Annotated in this window: 13 protein-coding genes; 2 read left to right on the top strand and 11 right to left on the bottom strand. The window is 70.6% G+C overall.

Going from position 1 to position 17,816, the window contains the following annotated elements; all coding sequences use genetic code 11:
• Positions 1-29: 29 nt before the first annotated feature.
• From KY661_RS12245 to KY661_RS12195, 11 genes are all read right to left on the bottom strand, one after another.
• Positions 30-3,308, bottom strand: a complete 3,279-nt coding sequence (locus KY661_RS12245) for a LamG-like jellyroll fold domain-containing protein (protein WP_225410376.1) — start codon at positions 3,306-3,308, stop codon at positions 30-32.
• Between the two features lie 248 nt (positions 3,309-3,556).
• Positions 3,557-4,531 (bottom strand): UDP-glucose 4-epimerase GalE, encoded by a 975-nt coding sequence (gene galE / locus KY661_RS12240; RefSeq protein WP_225410375.1) that lies wholly within the window; start codon positions 4,529-4,531, stop codon positions 3,557-3,559.
• Complete coding sequence (locus tag KY661_RS12235; protein WP_225410374.1) at positions 4,458-6,830, bottom strand: family 1 glycosylhydrolase; 2,373 nt, start codon at positions 6,828-6,830, stop codon at positions 4,458-4,460. Before KY661_RS12235 ends, galE begins: the two co-directional genes overlap by 74 nt.
• Positions 6,827-7,960 (bottom strand): UDP-galactopyranose mutase, encoded by a 1,134-nt coding sequence (gene glf / locus KY661_RS12230; protein ID WP_225410373.1) that lies wholly within the window; start codon positions 7,958-7,960, stop codon positions 6,827-6,829. Before glf ends, KY661_RS12235 begins: the two co-directional genes overlap by 4 nt.
• 41 nt (positions 7,961-8,001) lie before the next feature.
• Positions 8,002-9,192: a glycosyltransferase family 1 protein gene (locus tag KY661_RS12225; protein ID WP_225410372.1), complete on the bottom strand. Its 1,191-nt coding sequence runs from the start codon at positions 9,190-9,192 to the stop codon at positions 8,002-8,004.
• A gap of 135 nt (positions 9,193-9,327) precedes the next feature.
• Complete coding sequence (gene galK / locus KY661_RS12220) at positions 9,328-10,458, bottom strand: galactokinase (RefSeq protein WP_225410371.1); 1,131 nt, start codon at positions 10,456-10,458, stop codon at positions 9,328-9,330.
• Between the two features lie 8 nt (positions 10,459-10,466).
• Complete coding sequence (locus tag KY661_RS12215; protein ID WP_225410370.1) at positions 10,467-12,410, bottom strand: glycoside hydrolase family 2 protein; 1,944 nt, start codon at positions 12,408-12,410, stop codon at positions 10,467-10,469.
• A gap of 189 nt (positions 12,411-12,599) precedes the next feature.
• Positions 12,600-13,715 (bottom strand): SDR family oxidoreductase, encoded by a 1,116-nt coding sequence (locus tag KY661_RS12210; RefSeq protein ID WP_263436922.1) that lies wholly within the window; start codon positions 13,713-13,715, stop codon positions 12,600-12,602.
• A gap of 167 nt (positions 13,716-13,882) precedes the next feature.
• The gene (locus KY661_RS12205; protein ID WP_225410441.1) at positions 13,883-14,599 is read right to left on the bottom strand and encodes an HAD family hydrolase; all 717 of its coding nucleotides are present in this window, start codon (positions 14,597-14,599) and stop codon (positions 13,883-13,885) included.
• A gap of 59 nt (positions 14,600-14,658) precedes the next feature.
• On the bottom strand, positions 14,659-15,444 hold the full coding sequence (locus KY661_RS12200) for a hypothetical protein (protein WP_225410369.1): 786 nt from the start codon (positions 15,442-15,444) through the stop codon (positions 14,659-14,661).
• A gap of 90 nt (positions 15,445-15,534) precedes the next feature.
• Positions 15,535-15,885, bottom strand: coding sequence for a hypothetical protein (locus KY661_RS12195; protein WP_075006463.1), 351 nt, complete (start codon positions 15,883-15,885; stop codon positions 15,535-15,537).
• 210 nt (positions 15,886-16,095) lie between these two features.
• Here KY661_RS12195 and KY661_RS12190 point away from each other — a divergent pair, with 210 nt between their 5' ends.
• Both KY661_RS12190 and KY661_RS12185 read left to right on the top strand, forming a co-directional pair.
• A complete protein-coding gene (locus tag KY661_RS12190) occupies positions 16,096-17,085 on the top strand; it encodes a site-2 protease family protein (RefSeq protein ID WP_225410368.1) in 990 nt (329 codons plus the stop codon).
• Positions 17,082-17,816, top strand: coding sequence for a hypothetical protein (locus tag KY661_RS12185; RefSeq protein WP_225410367.1), 735 nt, complete (start codon positions 17,082-17,084; stop codon positions 17,814-17,816). The genes KY661_RS12190 and KY661_RS12185 overlap by 4 nt, the downstream gene beginning before the upstream one ends.

The following is a 17,816-nucleotide window of genomic DNA, read 5'->3' as shown; positions in this document are numbered from 1 at the left end:
TGCCTCCGCACCGGCCCCCCGGCTGAGCCTTACTGCGGCACCGAGCTGTACAGGGCGCTCACGTCGCTGTCGCTGAGCGCGCGGCCGAAGGCCTGCACCTCATCGATCGAGCCTTCCCAGTAGTCGGTGTTGCTGCCGTTGTACTTCGCGCGGCCGATGGCCAGCGGCCCCGTGCTCACCGTGCCGGTGGTGGCCGTGGCGGCCGCCACCCGTTGGCCGTCCACGTACAGGCGGAGCTCGTTGCCGGCCCGCACGCCCACCAGGTGGTACCAGCGGCCGAGCTGCGGCGTCACGGCGTGCCGGGCGCGGCGATCACCCGGCGTGCTGAACGCGAACGCGCCCTGCCCGTACTGGAGGTAGAACGGATTCGCCGTCTGGCGGCCGTCCTGGCTGACCGCCGTGGCGTAGTTGCCCGGCAGCTTGTCGAGCGTCACCCACGCCGAGATCGAATAGTCGCCCTGGGTGTTCAACACCGGAGCGGTGGTCTCGGCGAAGTCCCCGTCGCCATCGAAGCGCAGCGCCGACTGGAGGGCGCCGGCCGTCCATTGGGTGTTGCCGTGCAGCGTCAGGTGGCTGGCCCCCTCGGTGTCGCTGCTCACCGTGCCACTGCCCTCGTTGAGCGGCCAGCGCCCGAGGCCAGGATAGGCGATGCCCTCGCCCGCGGCGGCGCCCGCGGCGATGACCTGCCGGTTGATCTCCTTCACCGGCGCCGGGTCGACCTTGATCACCCGCCGGTCGTACGTGTAGAGGCCGTTGAGCTCGTTCTCCAGGTCGGTGACCTGCGTGTAGACCGAGCCGGACAGCTCCGCCCGGGCCGCGGCCAGGTAGAAGGTCCGGGTGTTGTCCACGTACTTCGCGGTCAGCGCCGCCTTGTCCGCCACGCCGCTGTAGATGACGGTGGGGGGGCCTGGCCACATGTGGCCAGGCGTGCGCAGGGTGAAGCCGCCGTGCTCGCCGTCCATCGCCGCGCGCCGGGCATCCGGGAAGGGCGGGCTGTTGTTGCCGTAGTCGTGGTGGTCGATGACGTCCCCCTTGCCGGAGTCGCCCTTGGAGTCGCAGCAGTTCACGCCGCTGTGGGCGTTGACCCACCGCGAGGGGTCGGCGGCCTTGACCTCTTCGGCGAGCACGCCGGTCGCCTCCCGGTTCCACTCACCCCAGCCCTCGTTGAAGACGATCCAGCCCACGATGGACGGCGCGTTGTGGAACTGCTCCATCATCCGGAAGCCCTGGGTGCGGAACGCCTCCTGGCCGGACACGTCCGGGAACCGCCCGGAGACGAAGTCCTGCCACACCATCAGGCCGATCTGGTCGGCGTGGTAGAACCAGCGCGCCGGCTCCACCTTGATGTGCTTGCGCACGGCGTTGAACCCCAGGTCCTTCTGCGCCTGGAGATCCCATCGCAGCGCCGCGTCGCTGGGCGCGGTGTAGAGGCCGTCGGGCCAGAAGCCCTGGTCCAGCATGGAGAGCGAGAAGACCGGCTTCCCGTTGAGCACCAGCTTCTGGTAGCCGCCGACGTTCTGGATGCGCATCGAGCGCATGCCGAAGTAGCTGCCCACGGTGTCGGTGCTCGGGCTGGCGGTGAGGGTTGCGCTGAGGCGGTAGAGGTACGGATCCTCCGGCGTCCACGGGCGCGGCTGCGGCACCGGCAGCGTGAGCGCGGTGTTGGCCGGGCCGGAGATGGAGCCCACCACCTGGCCCTCGGCCGTGCGGGCCTCCACCGTGACGGTGGCGCTGGCGGTAACCGGAGAGGCGCGCACGGTGACGGAGAGCGTGCCTGCCGAGAGGTTCGGCGTCAGCACCAGGCTGTCGATGGCCACGGTGGGCACCGGCTCCAGCCACACGGTCTGCCAGATGCCCGAGGTGGGCGTGTAGAAGATGCCGCTCGGACGGGGCGACTGCTTGCCCACGGGCTGGTTGGAGCCGGTGGTGTCGGTGACCGCGACGATGAGCTCCTGCGGGCCCGTGCCGCTCAGGGCGCTGGTGATGTCCGCGCTGAAGGCGGTGTAGCCGCCGGTGTGCTCGGCGACCTGCTGGCCGTTGACCCACACCCGCGCGCGGTAGTCCACCGCGCCAAAGTGCAGCAGGAGCCGCTGCCCGGAGCCGATCTGCCAGTCCGAGGGCACGGTGAAGAGCCTGCGGTAGAACATGTGGTCCTCGTGGCGCTCCACCCCGGACAGCAGGGACTCCGGCGGGAACGGCACGAGGATGCGCCCGGCCAGCGCCTTGCCCGGCAACGGCTGCTCGTTGGCGGCCGCGCCGGAGAACTCCCACGGGCCGTTGAGGTTGAGCCACCGCTCGCGGACCTGCTGCGGCCGCGGGTACTCGGGCAGCGGGTGGTTCGGGTCGAGCTGCTCGCCCCACTCGGTGAGCAACCGGTGGGTGGACAGGTTGGTGGCCTCGCGGATGAGCTGTGGCACGGCCTCCCCGTCCACGCTCAGGCCGCCCGCGCCATTGTAGGAGACGCGGACGCGCTGGTTACGCTGGACCTTCGCGGAGAGGGTGACCACCACCACGGACGGATCATTCGCGTCGAGGACGGCCGAGGCCTGCGGCATCGGCGTGGTGTCGGCGGCGATCTCCAGGGTCTTCGCCAGGTCGCCCAGGGCGGTGACCGGCCCCGGGAAGTCCATCGCCACCCGGAGCCCATCCTCCCCGACGGTGAAGTGGGCCGGGTAGACCTCGAAGTCCGCTGGCGGGGTGAACGCCGTGGTGGGGACGATCTGCTTGGCGATCGTCGCGGTGGACCACCGCAGGTACATGTTCGCGCCGCCGAAGTCCTGGAACAGCTCCATCCGGAACTCGTGCGCCTCGCCCGCGACGAGCCGCACCGGGGCGCTCGTCTGCTCAACGTCCCAGTCGCCCACCCAGTGGTCAATCACGGCCGTGTTGTCGATGAACATCCGGAAGCCGTTGTCGCCGATGGCGTGGAACGTGTAATCGCCGGTCTCCGGCGCGGTGATCCGCCCCGTCCAGCGCGCCGTGGTGTGCTCGGTGCGGCCGTTCAGCGACGCGAACACGCCCGTCAGGTCCGTGAAGTGGATGTTCGGCTCCAGCACGACGCCGCCCAGCACGGCGAAGTCCCGGGCGTCTTGCGCCGACATCTGGAAGTACTCGCCCTTGAGGCCATGCACCACCTCGGGTGTTCCCGAGTCGGGAGTCCCCGAGTCCGGCGTGCCTGAATCCGGGGTGCCTGAATCCGGCGTCGGATCGTCCTTGTCGTCGCCCGAACAGCCGCTCAGGGGATGGATCAGAACCGACGTGAGTAACAGCAGCAGCAGGGGATGAAATCTACGCGCAGGGCGTGACATGGCGTCCCTTCGTGAACGTGCGTGAGGTGTCTGGGGGGGTAAGGCGCGGAAGGTTTTGACGGCAAATGAGCCGGATGTCCACGACGAAGCCCACCGGCTCCGCATGGCCTCACACGGAGTGGGAGAGCGCCAGAAACCGGACAGAAGCCCGCACGGCAGGCATGGGCCCCGTCACACGGACGGCAGCAAAAAGCCCGGCAACCCCGAGAGGGTTGCCGGGCTTCTGGGAGGAAGCGGTGGGGCTGGGATCAGGTGCGCGGGCGCTGCATCCAGCGCCACGCGGAGGCCACGATGGCCTCCAGCTCCTGCTGCTGGGGCCGCCAGCCCAGCTCGCGCATGATGCGCGAGGAGCTGGCGATGAGCACCGCTGGGTCTCCCGGGCGCCGGGCACCCATGCGCACTGGAATGTCCCGCTGGGTGACGCGGCGGGCGCAGTCGATGACTTGCTTCACGCTGTAGCCCTCGCCCCCGCAGCCCAGGTTGTAGATGGCGCTCGGGTGCCCCTTGGCGAGCGCGTGCAGGGCGAGCACATGCGCCTGGGCCAGGTCCACCACGTGGATGTAGTCGCGCACGCACGTGCCATCCGGCGTGGCGTAGTCATCCCCGAAGACGGTGATGTCCGGCCGCTCACCCGCCGCCGCCTGGAGCACGAGCGGGATGAGGTGGGTCTCCGGGTGGTGGCGCTCCCCGCAGCGCTCCGTGGCGCCCGCCGCGTTGAAGTAGCGCAGGCTCACGAACCGCACCCCGTAAGCCCCCTCGTACCAGCGCAGCGCCCGCTCGAAGGCGAGCTTCGTCTCGCCGTAGGGGTTGGTCGGCTCGGTGGGGTCGCTCTCCTCGATGGGCTGCTTGGCCGGCTCCCCGTACACCGCCGCGGTGGAGGAGAAGACGAGCGAGGACACCTTCGCCTCGCGCATGGCATCCAGCAGGCTCAAGCCGCCCAGGACGTTGTTGCGGAAGTACTTGGCAGGCTCCTTCACCGACTCGCCCACCAGCGAGTCGGCCGCCATGTGCACCACCGCCTCGATGCGGTGCTTCACGAGCGTGTCGCGCAGGAAGGCGGTGTCCAGCAGGTCACCCTTCACGAAGGTGGCGCCCTCCACCACCGCCTCCCGGTGGCCCTTGTAGAGGCTGTCGTAGACGACGGCCTCGTCACCGCCCTTCAGCAACTCCTCCGTCACCACGCTCCCGATATAGCCTGCACCGCCCGTCACCATGACTCTCATCGCCCATTCCTCCACAAAGCTCGCATCGCGTGCGTCCACCGCCCGCCGCGGGCCTGTGCTCCACCGCGGGCGTGACGTCCGGCAATATCTCACGCTCCTGGAAGTAGCGGCCCAATGCATCTTCCAGTGAGGGCATCATCTGGCGCCGCTCGCTCGTCATCACGCTGAAGCGGGGGCGCGGCGCCGCCAGGCCGAAGGTGGTCAGGGGCCGGCCCTCCACAAGCAGCGGATCCTTCCCGGCCAGGGTGGCCGCCCAGCGCGCCAGCTCCGCCCACGTCACCTCGCCCGCGTTGACCAGGTGCCACACGCCGCTCGCCTCATCCAGCAGCAGGTCCAGGCAGGTGTTCACCAGGTCCGGCACGTACGTGGGGGAGACGACGGTGTCGTCGGCCGCCGGGAACCGCTCCCCGCGCGCCAGCGCCCCGAGCGCGAGGGTGACGAAGTTGTGCGCATCCCACGGGCCGAAGAAGGCCCCCGTGCGCACCACCATCGCCTCGGGCAGGCGCTCCAGCACCCGGCGCTCGGCTTCCGCCTTGCTGCGGCCGTACGCGTTGAGGGGATGGACCGGGTGGCTCTCCGCATAGGCCGAGGTCCGCTCGCCGCCGAAGACGAGATCCGACGAGAAGGTGACCAGCTTCACGCCCCGGGCCCGGCAGGTGGCGGCGAGCACCTCGGGGCCGAGCGTGTTCTCGCGGAAGCACCGCGCCTCATCCGCTTCGGCCTCGTCCACGCGCACATAGCCCGCGGCGTTGATGACCGCCCAGGGGAGGTGCTGGCGGAACGCCTGCTCCACGGACTCCGGGGAGGCGATGTCCAGCTCCTGGCGTGACAGCAGCCGGAAGGCGATGCCCCGGGCCTTGCACAGCCGGGCGAAGGCCCGCCCCAGCGTTCCGGTCGCGCCCGAGATGAGGAGCGGCCGGGGCTCCGTGGGCCACGTGCGGCGGGAAGCGGACGCCGCGGCATGGGGGGCGGGGCTGTCCCCATGGAGGCTCGCGGCGAAGTCCGGCCAGGGCCGCTCCTTGCGCCGCCACCACCCGGGCGAGTCGAGCACCGGGTGCTCGAAGCGCCCGCGCGTGGCCAGCCCGTAGGTCATCCGCGCCAGCGCGGTGGGGCAGGGGACCGGGGCCCGCAAGTCAAAGGCGCCTGGCTCGTAGAAGCCTCGCTCCGCCGTCACCAGGGTGTTCCAGTCATAGGCACCCAGCAGGCTCCACACGGTGAGGGCCCGCACGTCGGTGCCCTCCTCGCGCAAGGTGCAAGCCGCCTCCCACGCCTCCTGGAGCCAGCGCAGCTGGTCCTCCCGGGTGCAGCCCAGGTGCACCTCGGTGAAGGCCACCGGCAGCCGGTAGCGCTCCCAGGCGCTGGCGAGCACGGCCCGGTGGCCGAAGAGCGCGTCCTTCCACACCCCCGCGATGTGCACGTCCGCGTAGGTGTCCCGCCCGTTGCCCCCGTGGGACCACTCCGGGTAGTGCGCTTTGCGCTCGTCGAGCAGCCGGTCGCTGGTGATGTAGTAGTTGAGCCCCACCACGTCCGGAGGCGTGGGCGCATCGAGGAACTCGCCCAGCTCCTGCTCGGTGATGCCCCAGCGCAGCAGGTCCTTCCACAGCGGGTGTTTCGAGTCGACGCGCCCGCAGAGCAGGTCCAGGCTGAGCCAGCGCCGGTGGTTCTCGAACTCCGCCTGGTAGGCCAGGCGCGGGGTGCTGTAGGTGTGCCCCATGTCCTCCGTCTGGATGAGGCGCGCCCCGGGCGTCACCTCGCGGATGGCACGCATGGCCAGCGCCACGGCGCGGCACTGCACGAGCAGCGTGCGCGCGAAGGTGGGGTAGTCCTTCCCGTGGGGGTACCAGTGGCCGTAGAGCCCGCTGAAGCGCGCGGTCGTCAGCGGCTCGTTCACGGGGGTGAAGTCCTGCACCCATGGGTAGCGCTCGGCCACCGCCCGCGCGAAGCGCGCGAGCTCCCCGGGAAAGGCAGGGTCCACCAGGCTCGTGTGCCGGGGCCCGCTGCCATGGTGCACCAGGCCCACGATGGGCCTCACGCCCAGCAGCCGCAGGCGCTCCAGCCGCGCGTCCGGCCAGGACCAGTCGGCCCGCTCCGGGCCGAGCGGCGCCGTCTTCTCCCAGAGCACCGGGTAGCGCAGCGCCTGGATTCCGAGCGCCGCGATGAGCTCCAGGTCCTCGATGCGCGTCCAGTGGCCGCCGCGCACCATCTGGTCGAAGTACTTTTCCCCGACCCGGTTGACCGTGCACTCGATGCCGCCCCAGACCTCGGGGCGCCCCGGCAGGGGCCTGGGTGTGGAGTTCATGCGTGTCCCTCCACCTGCATGCTGATGAGATCCTTGCGGCGCATGCCGATGATCTTCGTGCACAGGGTGAGCGCCTGGGCCACCACCTGATCCATGTTGTAGTACTTGTACGTGGCGAGCCGGCCCACGAAGTGCACCCCGTGCGTGTCCTTGGCCAACTGCTCGTACTTGCGGTACAGCTCGGCGTTCTCGGGGCGGGGCACCGGGTAGTACGGGTCGCCCTCGGCGGTGGGGTACTCGTAGACGATGCTCGTCTTCGGGTGCTCCTGGCCGGTGAGGTACTTGAACTCGGTGCAGCGCGTGTACGGGTACTCGTTGGGGAAGTTCACCACGGGCGCCTCCTGGAAGCGCTCCTTGCTGAGCGTCTCGTGGCGGAACTGCAGCGAGCGGTAAGGCAGCTTGCCGAAGCAGTAGTCGAAGAACGCGTCCACCGGGCCCGTGTAGATCATCTCCCGGTAGGGGATGAACTCCTTCACCTCCTGGTAGTCGGTGTTCAGCATGACCTTGATGTTGGGGTGATCCAACATCCGCTCGAACATGCGGGTGTACCCGTGCAGCGGCATCACCTGGTACTTGTCGCCGAAGTACCGGTCATCCCGGTTGGTGCGCACGGGGATGCGGGCGATGACGGTGGAGTCCAGTTCGCTGGGGTCCAACCCCCACTGCTTGCGCGTGTAGTTGCGGAAGAACTTCTCGTACAGCTCGCGCCCCACCTTGGAGATGATGACGTCCTCCGAGGTGCGGATCGTCTCGCGCGGCTCGGCGAGCTTCTTCAGGAAGTCTTCCACTTCGAAGGCGGTGAGGTTCAGCCCGTAGAACTGGTTGATGGTGGTGAGGTTGATGGGAATGGGCATCATCTGCCCGTCCACGTTCGCCAGCACGCGGTGCTGGTAGGGCCTCCACGCGGTGAAGCGGCTCAGGTAGTCGAAGACGTCCTGAGAGTTGGTATGGAAGATGTGCGGCCCGTACTTGTGCACGAGCAGCCCGTCGTCGTTGTAGTGGTCATACGCGTTGCCGCCGATATGCGGGCGCTTCTCCACGACGATGACCTTCTTGCCGTGAACGCTGGCGAGCCGCTCCGCCATGACGCTGCCCGCGAACCCCGCCCCCACCACCATATAGTCGAACACGTTGTCCTCCCTCGCGGTTCATCCGCTTGCCTGCGTGAAACTCAGACGCTCGCCATCTCCACGCCCACCGGCAGGCCGACCGCCCGGGCCGTGTCCCACCGCTTGGCGGTGGCGGCGTCGAGCAGGGCCTTCATCCGGGCCCAGGTGCTGTCCCAGGACATCGTCGCCAGGTGCGCGTCCACCTGGGCCCGCCACGCGGCGGAGTTGCCGGCCAGGGCCGCCTCACACGCGCGCACGAAGTCCTCGGGCGTGTCCGCGATGTGCACCAGGCCCTGTTCGCCATAGGGGCGCACCACGTCGCGGATGGAGGTGGACACGACGGGCTTGCCGGCCGCGAGGTACTCGGGCGTCTTGGTGGGCGAGATGAAGCGCGTGGACTCGTTGCGCGCGAAGGGCATCAGCGCCACGTCCCACCCGGCCAGGTACGCCGGCAACTGGGTGTAGGGCTTGCCGCCCAGGTAGTGGAGGTTGGGCCGGCGCGGCAGGCTGGCCGGATCAATCTTCACCACCGGGCCCAGGATGATGAGCTGCCAGTCCGGACGCGCGGTGGCCAGCGCCTCCACCAGCTCGATGTCCAGCCGCTCGTCCACCACGCCGAAGAACCCGAGCCGGGGGTGGGCCAGCGCCGCCTGGTCCTCCGGGGCCTCCACGGCGCCGCGCGCGGTGGCGAAGTGCGCCACGTCCACGCTGCTGGGGAAGGCATGCACGTTGGGGTGGCGGTCCCGCTTGGCCTCGTAGAGGCTCTGCCCGCCGGTGAAGACGACGTCCGCGCGGTGCAGCAGCGCCTCCTCGTTGCGCAGCAGGCCCGGGGGCGCCCCCCGGAAGGCGGACAGCTCGTCCATGCAGTCGTAGGCCACGGCCCACGGCTTGAGGTGGTGCGTGAAGGGCACCGCCATCGGGGTGTAGTACCAGCTCACGAACCGCTGCACGGCGTGGCCCGCGAGCAGCTCATCCACGAGGCTCCGCTGGGCGGCCACGGCCTGCTGTTCCGTCAGCCCCTCGGGCAGGTGGGGCACGGCCACCCAGACCCCTTCGGGCGACTGCGTGACGTCGAGCCGCGGCAGCCCCGGGCCATACACGGGCTCCTCGACGAAGAACACGCGGCGCTCCCGCGCGAACCTGCTGAGCAGGTGCTGGGGGCGCTGAAAGACGAAGTTCCACCGCAGATGGGAAAAGCACACCAGGTCCGGCAGATGGCCAGTGTCCAACAGGCTGTGGCTTGAATGCGTCATCAGGAGTCTCCATGGCTGCCCTCGGGGGGCACACCCCCCAAAGTGGGTGTCCGGCTCGCATGGACCCACTGCTCTTGAGTACAAGGTGCGCACAGAATTCTGTTTGCAAGCAGGCACGGCAAGCGCGTGGAGGTCTCAGCGTTCCAGAGAAGCGGGGGGCACGAGGACTGTCGCCTGCTGGGCCGAGCGCTCGTGGTAGCGGGCGGTGATCCGCGCGGCGGTGGCCGCGCCCTGGCCAGCCCGGGCGAGGATCACCACCGAGCCCCCGAAGCCGCCGCCCGTCAGCCGCGCGCCCAGCACGTCCGGCTCGGCGCGGGCCAGCTCCACCAGGAGATCAATCTCGGGAATGGATACCTCGTAGTCTTCTCGCTGCGAGGCGTGCGAGGCGTCCAGCAGGGGCCCCAGGGCCTCCAGGTCCCCCGCGCGCAGCGCCTGCACGGTGGCCTGCACGCGGGCGTTCTCGGTGAGCACGTGGCGCACACGCCGGCCCAACGGCTCGGGCAGGGCGAGGGCGCGGGGCAGCGCCTCCATGGGCAAGTCCCGGAGCTGCGCCACCCCGAGGGCCGCCGCGGCGCGCTCGCACTCGGCGCGGCGCACCCGGTAGTCCCCGCCCGCCAGGCGGTGGGCCACGCCGGAGTTGATGACGAGCAGCTCGAGCCCCGGGGGCAGCGGCACCCGCTCGTAGCTCAGGCTGCGGGTGTCCAGGAAGAGCGCCTGGCTGCCCTGGGCCAGGCTGGAAGCCATCTGGTCCATGACGCCCACGGGCGCGCCGACGAAGTTGCACTCCACCTTCTGGCCCAGCAGGGCGATGCGCACGTCGTCCAGCCCCAGGCCGAACGCCTCGCGCAGCCCCCGCAGCAGCGCCACCTCGAGCGCCGCGCTGGAGGACAGGCCGCTGCCGGGGGGCACGTCCGAGCGCAACCACAGGTCGAAGCCCGTGAAGACGAGCCCCTCCTCGCGCAGCACGTGGGTGACGCCTTGGATGTAGTCGAGCCAGCTTCGTCCGGGCGTCTCCTGGCCGAGCGTGTACTGGCCCAGAGGCTCCGCGGGGCCGAGGTTGGCGCTGAAGGCGCGCACCATGCCGTCCTCGCGCGGTGCGAGCCGCACCTCGGTCTGCTGCGGGATGGCCATGGGCAGCACGAAGCCCCCGTTGTAGTCGGTGTGCTCGCCCATGAGGTTCACCCGCCCGGGGGCACGCGCCCGCACCCGGGGGGGCCGGCCGAAGAGCACCTCGAAGGAGGGGGCAGGGTCCGGTGACGCGTGCATGGAGGGCCTCACGTGCCCACGGGCTCCGGGCCTTCCGTCCCGGAGGCGGGGCGGGGGCGGCCCGAGGGCGCCGGGGGCATGGGGATGTCGCTGAAGAAGCGGGGGCCTCGCGTGGCGGAGGCCATCTGCTCCAGGGGGAACTTGGGCGTGCGGTCCGAGTAGAGCAGCCCGTTGGATTCCTGGTACGTGTCGGCGAACTGCGTGTAGCAAAAGCCCGCGAACAGATCGAGCGAGCGCACCACCTCGAGCAGCGCGGTGTAGCGGCGCGCGAGCGCCTCGGGCCCCTCGCACTGGGAATAGCCCCACTGCCCCGTGCCCTCGCGTGTCATCGAGATGCCGCCGAACTCGGAGAGCACCAGCGGATGCTCGGCATGCGGGTGGCCGTCGAGCACGAGCAGCCGCCCGCCGGGACGCTCCCGCCGGAACAGGTGCGAGCGCACGTCGTGGGAGTGGTAGCGCTGGGCGATCTTTTCGGGGTCCGCGTCGTAGTCGTGGATGCCGATGATGTCCGTGGCCACGCTCTCCCAGCCGTCGTTGCCGATGACGGGCCGCCCCGGGTCCAGCGTGTGGGTGAGGTGGAAGAGCGTCTGCACGTAGTGCCGCTCGGTGGCGTTGTCGGGCAGGTTGGGCACGCCCCAGGACTCGTTGAGCGGCACCCACGCTACGATGCACGGGTGGCTGTAGTCCCGCGCGAGCACCTCCAGCCACTCGCGCGTGAGCCGCTCCACCGACTGGCGCGTGAAGCGGTAGGCGCTGGGCATCTCCTCCCAGACAATCAGCCCCAGCCGGTCCGCCCAGTACAGGTAGCGCGGGTCCTCGATTTTCTGGTGCTTGCGCACCCCGTTGAAGCCCATGGCCTTGGCGAGCTCCACGTCCCGCCGCAGCGCCGCGTCGTCCGGCGCGGTGATGCCGGTGCCATCCCAGTAGCCCTGATCCAGCACCAGCCGCAGCGGGTAGGGCCTGCCGTTGAGCACGAACCGGTCTCCCTGCACCGACACGGAGCGCAGCGCCGTGTAGCTGTCCACCGCGTCGAGCAGCTCCCCGCGGCCATCCCTCAGCTCGAGCCGGGCGGAGATGAGCGTGGGCGAGGAGGGGCTCCACAGCAGCTCGTTGCGGAAGTCGTCGATGCCCGGATCCGACAGGGCGATGCGGCGGTACACCTCGCCGAGCACCACCGCATAGCTGTCCTGGGCCAGGAGGGTGCCGCCCACGCTCAGCCGCACCTCCAGCCGGAGCCCCTCGGGCCGCGTCCCCTCGATGTGCGCCTCGAGCCCCAGCTCCCAGCGCGACAGGTTGGCCGTCCAGCGCAGGCCCTCGATGCGGGTGACGGGCACGCGCTCCAGCCATACCGTCTGCCAGATGCCGCTGGTGCGCGGGTACCAGATGGAGTGCGGCTCAAGCTGCCAGTCCTGCTTGCCCCGGGGCTTGGCCAGGTCCGCCGGGTCATCCTCCGCGCGCACGACGATTTCCTGCGGGCCGTCCCGGTGGAGCAGGTCGGTGATGTCCGCCTTGAAGGGCGTGTAGCCGCCCTCGTGGAAGGCGCAGCGCGAGCCGTTCACCCAGACCGTGCTCGCATGGTCCACCGCGCCGAAGTGGAGCACCAGCCGCTCCTTGGGCCCGAGCGCTGGCGGCTCGAAGGTGCGGCGGTACCAGCAGGCGCGGTAGAAGCCGGTGTCGCCCACGCCGCTGCGCGCCGTCTCCGGGGAGAAGGGCACCCGGATGCGGGCGTTCCAGCTCACCTCGGCGGGAACGGACCAGCGCCCGAGCGCATCGAGCGCGAAGTCCCAGGTGCCATTGAGGCACGTCCACCCGGCCCGCCGCAGCTGGGGCCGTGGGTAGCCTCGCGGTCCTGTCTCCCCGTCCTCGGGTAATCCAAAGCTCCCGTCGAGGGCCGGGGTGGCCTCGGGGAGCGCGCCGTCACCTGGGGTTCGCTTCGTGTCCTGGCTGCCCATGCGCCAAGGGTAGGCACCGTGCTCGTGGGAGCGGGGAGGACCCTGGCCGTGGCCGACCGCGGAGTAGCCAGCGGAGCGGACCCGAGGGCGGGCTGCCGGGGGCACGCGGCCCGTCCCTAGGTCCACCGGAGGCCCCCGTGAATTGACTGAAAGTCCAATGCGTGCGCCCCCTGGGCTGCCCGGGCACCCTCATTCGGCGCTGGGCCGCGCCGCGGGGGCCGCGAGCGGCGCCTGGGCCAGTACCTGGAGCCGGTGGGCCAGGAAGTGCGCCAGGCTTCGGTGGACGATGTCCGGGCTCATGGCCTGGGGCCCGTAGGCCTCGCCGAGGACCTGCTTCAGCCGGTCCGCGTGGAAGTGCCACGTCACATCCGCGAAGGGCTTGTTCTTCTCGATGAGGCGGTGAATCTCGGCGTCCACCGCGAGCGGGGACGGCCCGAACCCCACGCGCAGCCCCAGCAGGGCCCCGGCGGGCGCGAGGGCCTCCGCCACGGCGAAGGTGTCATCCCCCACGCAGTGGAAGATCTCCTCGGGCTGGCGGTGGGCGCGCGCCTCCAGGAGCGCCAGGGCCCGGCGCACCACCGTGTCGATGCACACGAGGTTCAGCCGGGCCTGCGCGTTCAGGTCGAGCCACACCTGGGCGGCCTCGCGCCGCTTCCCATGCAGGAGGCCCTCCGCGAGGCAGAACAGCCCGAAGCTCACCCCCGTGGACCAGCCCGTGTGCTGGTGGCCGATGACGGCGCTGGGCCGGAAGAGTGTCACGGGCAGGTGCCGCTCCCGGTGGTGCTGCAGGAGGCTCGTCTCGGCGGTCCACTTGCTCAGCTGATAGGCATTGATGAGCTTGGGGGTGAGGTGGACGGTCTCGCGCACCTCGTCCACGCCGAACCCGGCGGTGTAGGCGGTGGAGACGTGGTAGAAGCGCTGGCACCGGGGCGCGTGCTGGGCGGTGAGCCCGTAGAGGGCGGAGGCCGCCACCACGTTCTGCTCGACCGCTTGGAGGATCTTCTTGAGCGAGTAGCTCATCTCCGCGGCGGCGTTCCACACGTGCGTCACGTCCGCGAGCACCTCCGGGGCCAGCGTGCCCGGCAGGTTCCGGAAGTCCACCTCCACGGGGCACAGCCGGGCCCAGTGCGCGTCCTCCAGGAGGAGGCCAAAGCCTCTCGCCGCCTGGTCAATCGCCGCGCGGACCCGGGCGCCCGCCGGATCATTGCGCGACAGGGTCTTCACGCGCGCGCCCTCCGCCAGAAGGTTCGCGGCCAGGGCACTGCCAAGAAAGCCGGTCGCACCGGTGAGCAGGATCGTCTTCAAGAAGCGCCATGCTGGCCGCGGTGCTTCCGTTCTCCCATCGCCTTCCGGGAGGAGGGCGGTGTCGAGCCCTTCGCATGCCGCACGGAGAACCGTTCAGGGGTGGATGGAGGCCGGGCCCGGGCGATGGCAGCCCGAGGGCCCTGTTACTCCCCAGGGGCAGGCCCCGCTCAGCGGGGCTCGTCGTCCTCGGGCGCCGCGTTGAGGCCCGCCTCGCCCCAGGGCCAGGTGCGCGGCGAGGCCTCGTAGCGCTCCAGCAGCTCCGCCGGGTCCTTCATCAGCACGCGGCAGCCCGCGGCCTCCAGGTCCCTCGCGGCGAAGCCTCCGCACAGCACGCCCACCGTGGGCAGGCGCAGCTTGCCGGCGGCGATGGCGTCAAAGGGCGTGTCCCCCACCACCGCGGTGGTGCTGGCATCGGGACGGCCCAGCCGCCCCAGCGCCGCCTCGAAGATGTCCGGGTGCGGCTTGCTCTTGTCCGCGTCGTCCTTGGACGTGGCGGCTTCGAACAGGCCGTCGATGCGGCACAGCTTCACGTAGTGCTTCAGCTCGTCGCCCTTGGCGCTGGAGGCCAGGGCGATGCGCACGCCGCCCTCGCGCAGCCGCTCGAAGAGCTCCCGCACCTTTGGGAAGGCCCGCACCTTGGGCAAAAAGTCCTTCAGGAAGAGCTTGGAGCGGTACTCCTCCAGGTCCTTGCCGAAGCGCTCCAGCTCTTCGTCCGTGAAGAAGACGGGCAGCAGCTGATCGGCGCCCTTGCCGATCTGGCTTCGCACGTGGGCAAAGGGCACGTCCCGGCCAAATTCCAGGAACGAGCGCCGCCACGCCTCGGCGTGTTCATCCACCGAGTCCACCAACGTCCCATCCACGTCGAAGATGATGTTCTCCACCATCATCTGCACCTCCCCGGCGGGAAGGTGGGGACGCTTTCCCTCAATGACAAGGTGGGAGGCTACTTTGCCTCGGAATTCACCAGCGTCCGGGATTCCACCGCGTAGCCCTCGGGGGCGGCCAGGGTGAAGGTGTCCTTGGGCAGCACGGGGTTCAGCTCGATGCGCGACAGGGTCATCTCGCCCACCTGTTGGCCCGCCACCCAGCGGGTGAGGCGCTTGGGCACGCACAGCTGGAGCGCCTCCTCACACTGCTCTTCCTCCATGCGCACCTCCAGCGTGGTGCCATCGGCCTGCTGGGTGTTCCGGGAGAGGAAGTCCAAGTGGGGCCAGCGCAGCGTGTAGGTTACACGCAGCCCCGGGGCGCCCCCGGTCTCCACCGCCGCGGCGAGCTCCACCGCCTCGGGCGCGCGCGCGTGCGAGACGCGGCGGGCGCTCAGGGTGCCGGGCAGCAGCGGGGCGCGGAGCCCCTCGGGCATCAGGGGGGAGAACACCTCGGTGAGAAACCCCGCCTGGCGCTCCGGGGACAGCTCCATGGCGAAGGTGGTGAAGCGCTTGTCCGCATCGTGCTGCTCGAAGAGCCGCTCCCCGTCCCAGGAGAAGGTGCGTGAGAGCGGGGCGCCCAGCCAGGCGCGCAGCCGCTGGGGGGCCCGGTAGGCGAACGCATAGCTCACCGGCGCCGCCTCGCCCTCCCGGGTCTGCCCCTCCAGGCGGTAGCTGCCCAGCCGCGCGTCACGCTCGGCCAGGCGCCGCCGCACCTCGGTGAGCAGCGCCGCGGGGGCATCCCCGGCCGGCTTGGTGCAGCGGACCAGGGCGAGCAGCAGGAGGCATGGGAGCAGGAGGCGCATGGGGGAGCGGGGGAGCGGAGGGCAAAAGAAAAGGCCCCACTGTCACCAGGGGGGCCTTGCACAGCGCTGGAAGCCGAGGCTTCCAGGGACTTACTTGACGGCGACGCCCACGGCGGAGGAGCTGGTCACGCCGATGATGGTGCCAGCCAGGGCGAAGATGCCGTGGCGGGGCGTGGTGCCCGCGTTCTTCAGGTCGACCTTGGAGGCGCCCATGGCCTTGGCCTCGGCCACCAGGAGCTTGTTCACCACGGTGTCGAGGTCGCTCTGGACCAGGTCGACGATGTGGAAGATGGCCGTCAGGCCCAGGGCCTTGGCCTGGATGACCGCGATCGCCTCACCGCCGGTGGCGGAGAACTCGGTGCCCGAAACCACGGCGCTCTCCACGCTGGTGCACGCTACGAGGCTGCTGGCTGCGACGGCGGACAGAATGGCCTTCTTCATTGTGTTCCCTCCCGAATGGATGGCTTGAGCGGATGACGGGGAGGCAAACCAGCGATTCCCCGCTTGAGTGGTACCCCCAAGCGCGCGGCGTTCGTAGCAGAAGCTTGGTGTGTGTCAAGGGCGCTTCGGGCAGGGTTGACGGGTCTCCACAGGCCGGGGGGGCGCATTGCAAAGCCGGGGGCCCCTTGGTAGCCACCGCTGGCGCCCCCCATGGAGACCGCTTTCGTCCGCCCCACCGCCCGGCCCTGGTTTCACCTCCTGCTGCTGGTGGTGACGCTGGCCTCGGCGTTTGTCTCATTTGCTTTTTTTCTGGGAGGCCAGGGCGAGGAGCTGGGCCTGCCCGGGTGGGTGGGCGGCTCGCTGTCCTTCGCCCTGGCGCTGCTGGCCATCCTGGGGGCCCACGAGATGGGCCACTACGTGCTGGCGCGCCGCCACGGCGTGGACACGTCGCTGCCCTACTTCATCCCCCTGCCCCTGCTGAGCCTGGTGGGGACGCTGGGGGCCGTCATCGTCATCCGCGGGCGCATTCCTCACCGCAATGCCCTGGTGGACATTGGCGCCGCGGGGCCGCTCGCGGGGCTGGCGGTGGCCGTGCCCGTGCTGCTCTGGGGGCTGGCGCACTCGCCCATCGTGGATGCGCCCCCGCTGGAGGCAGGACTGCTGGGGGATGGCTCCCTGTGGGTGCTGGCGCAGCGGCTGTTCGGCTGGCTCATGCTGCAGCTCACCCACGCGCCCGCCCCGCCCGAGCTGGACGCGGAGGCCGTCTGGCAGGTGCTCTTCGGGGACAGCCTGCTGATGCAGGGGCTGCGCTGGTTGGCGGTGGGGCCGCTGCCCCCGGGCAAGCAGCTCTATGAGCACCCGGTGGTGGTGGCCGGCTGGTTCGGCCTGCTCGTCACCATGTTGAACCTGATGCCCGTGGGGCAATTGGATGGGGGCCACCTGTCCTTCGCCCTGTGGGGCCGGCGCGCGCAGTGGCTGGGGCGCGCCGTGGCGCTGGGGCTGTTCCTGCTCACGCTCTTCGCCTCGGCCTCCTGGGGCGTGTGGCTGCTGGTGACGGTGAAGCTGGTGGGCTTTGGCCATCCGGAGGTGATAGAGCCGGGGCTGCCGCTGAGCCGGGGGCGCCAGTGGCTGTGCGCGCTGTGTTTCCTGGCGTTGGCCGGATGTGCCATGCCCATTCCCCTGCGGCAGGTGTTGTCATGAGGTACCTGTGTGATGTGTGTGAGCGGCTCGCGCCGCCGGCCTCCTTCCGGGTGGAGCTGGGGGTGCTGGTGATGACGTGCGCGCGCTGCGGCAACGAGAGCCGCGCGCGGCCCGAGGAGGCGCTCCAGGGGGCCGTCACCCAGGCGCAGGAGCCCGTGCCCCCGCTCCAGCAGCGGCTTACCCCGGTGCCGGTGCTGAAGGTGGTGGCCCTGCGGCCCTCGGACGAGCAGGTGCGGGGGGCGGCCGCCGTGGCGCGCTCGGAGGACCCCTTCGCCGTGCCCCCGGGCTTCTGCCCTAAGTGCATCACCGCGCGCCGGGAGGGGGCGGAGTCCTGTGCCTCCTGCGGCCTGGTCTACGCCAACTTCATCCCCGAGGAGCAGCGCCCCTCGGAGGCCCTGCAGGCCGCGTGGCTGGCCGTGCTGGGCCGGTGGGACGACCGCGACGCGCACGACCGGCTCTTGTCCCTGGCGGTGGGGCGCGGGGAGCTGGCCATGGCCGGGCGCCTGTACCGCATCCGCCTGGCCCAGGCCCCCGAGGACTTGTACGCCCAGCGTGGGCGGGACGAGGTGGTGCGCCTGGCCTCGGCCTCGCCGGTGGGGTTTTCGCCCAAGGCGCAGGGCGGCCTGTCCTCGAGGACGCAGCTCGTGGCGGCCATCCTCCTGTTCCTGTTCCTGCTGGTGTCGGCGCTGCTCATCTTCCGGCAGTTCCGGCTGATGTTCGGGAGGCCGTGA

Origin of the sequence: Allostigmatella hybrida, assembly GCF_020103775.1 — a bacterium.
GTDB classification, from domain to species: domain Bacteria; phylum Myxococcota; class Myxococcia; order Myxococcales; family Myxococcaceae; genus Hyalangium; species Hyalangium aurantiaca.
Note: the sequence above shows the minus strand (reverse complement) of the source record. Positions and strands in the feature narration are given on the sequence as shown.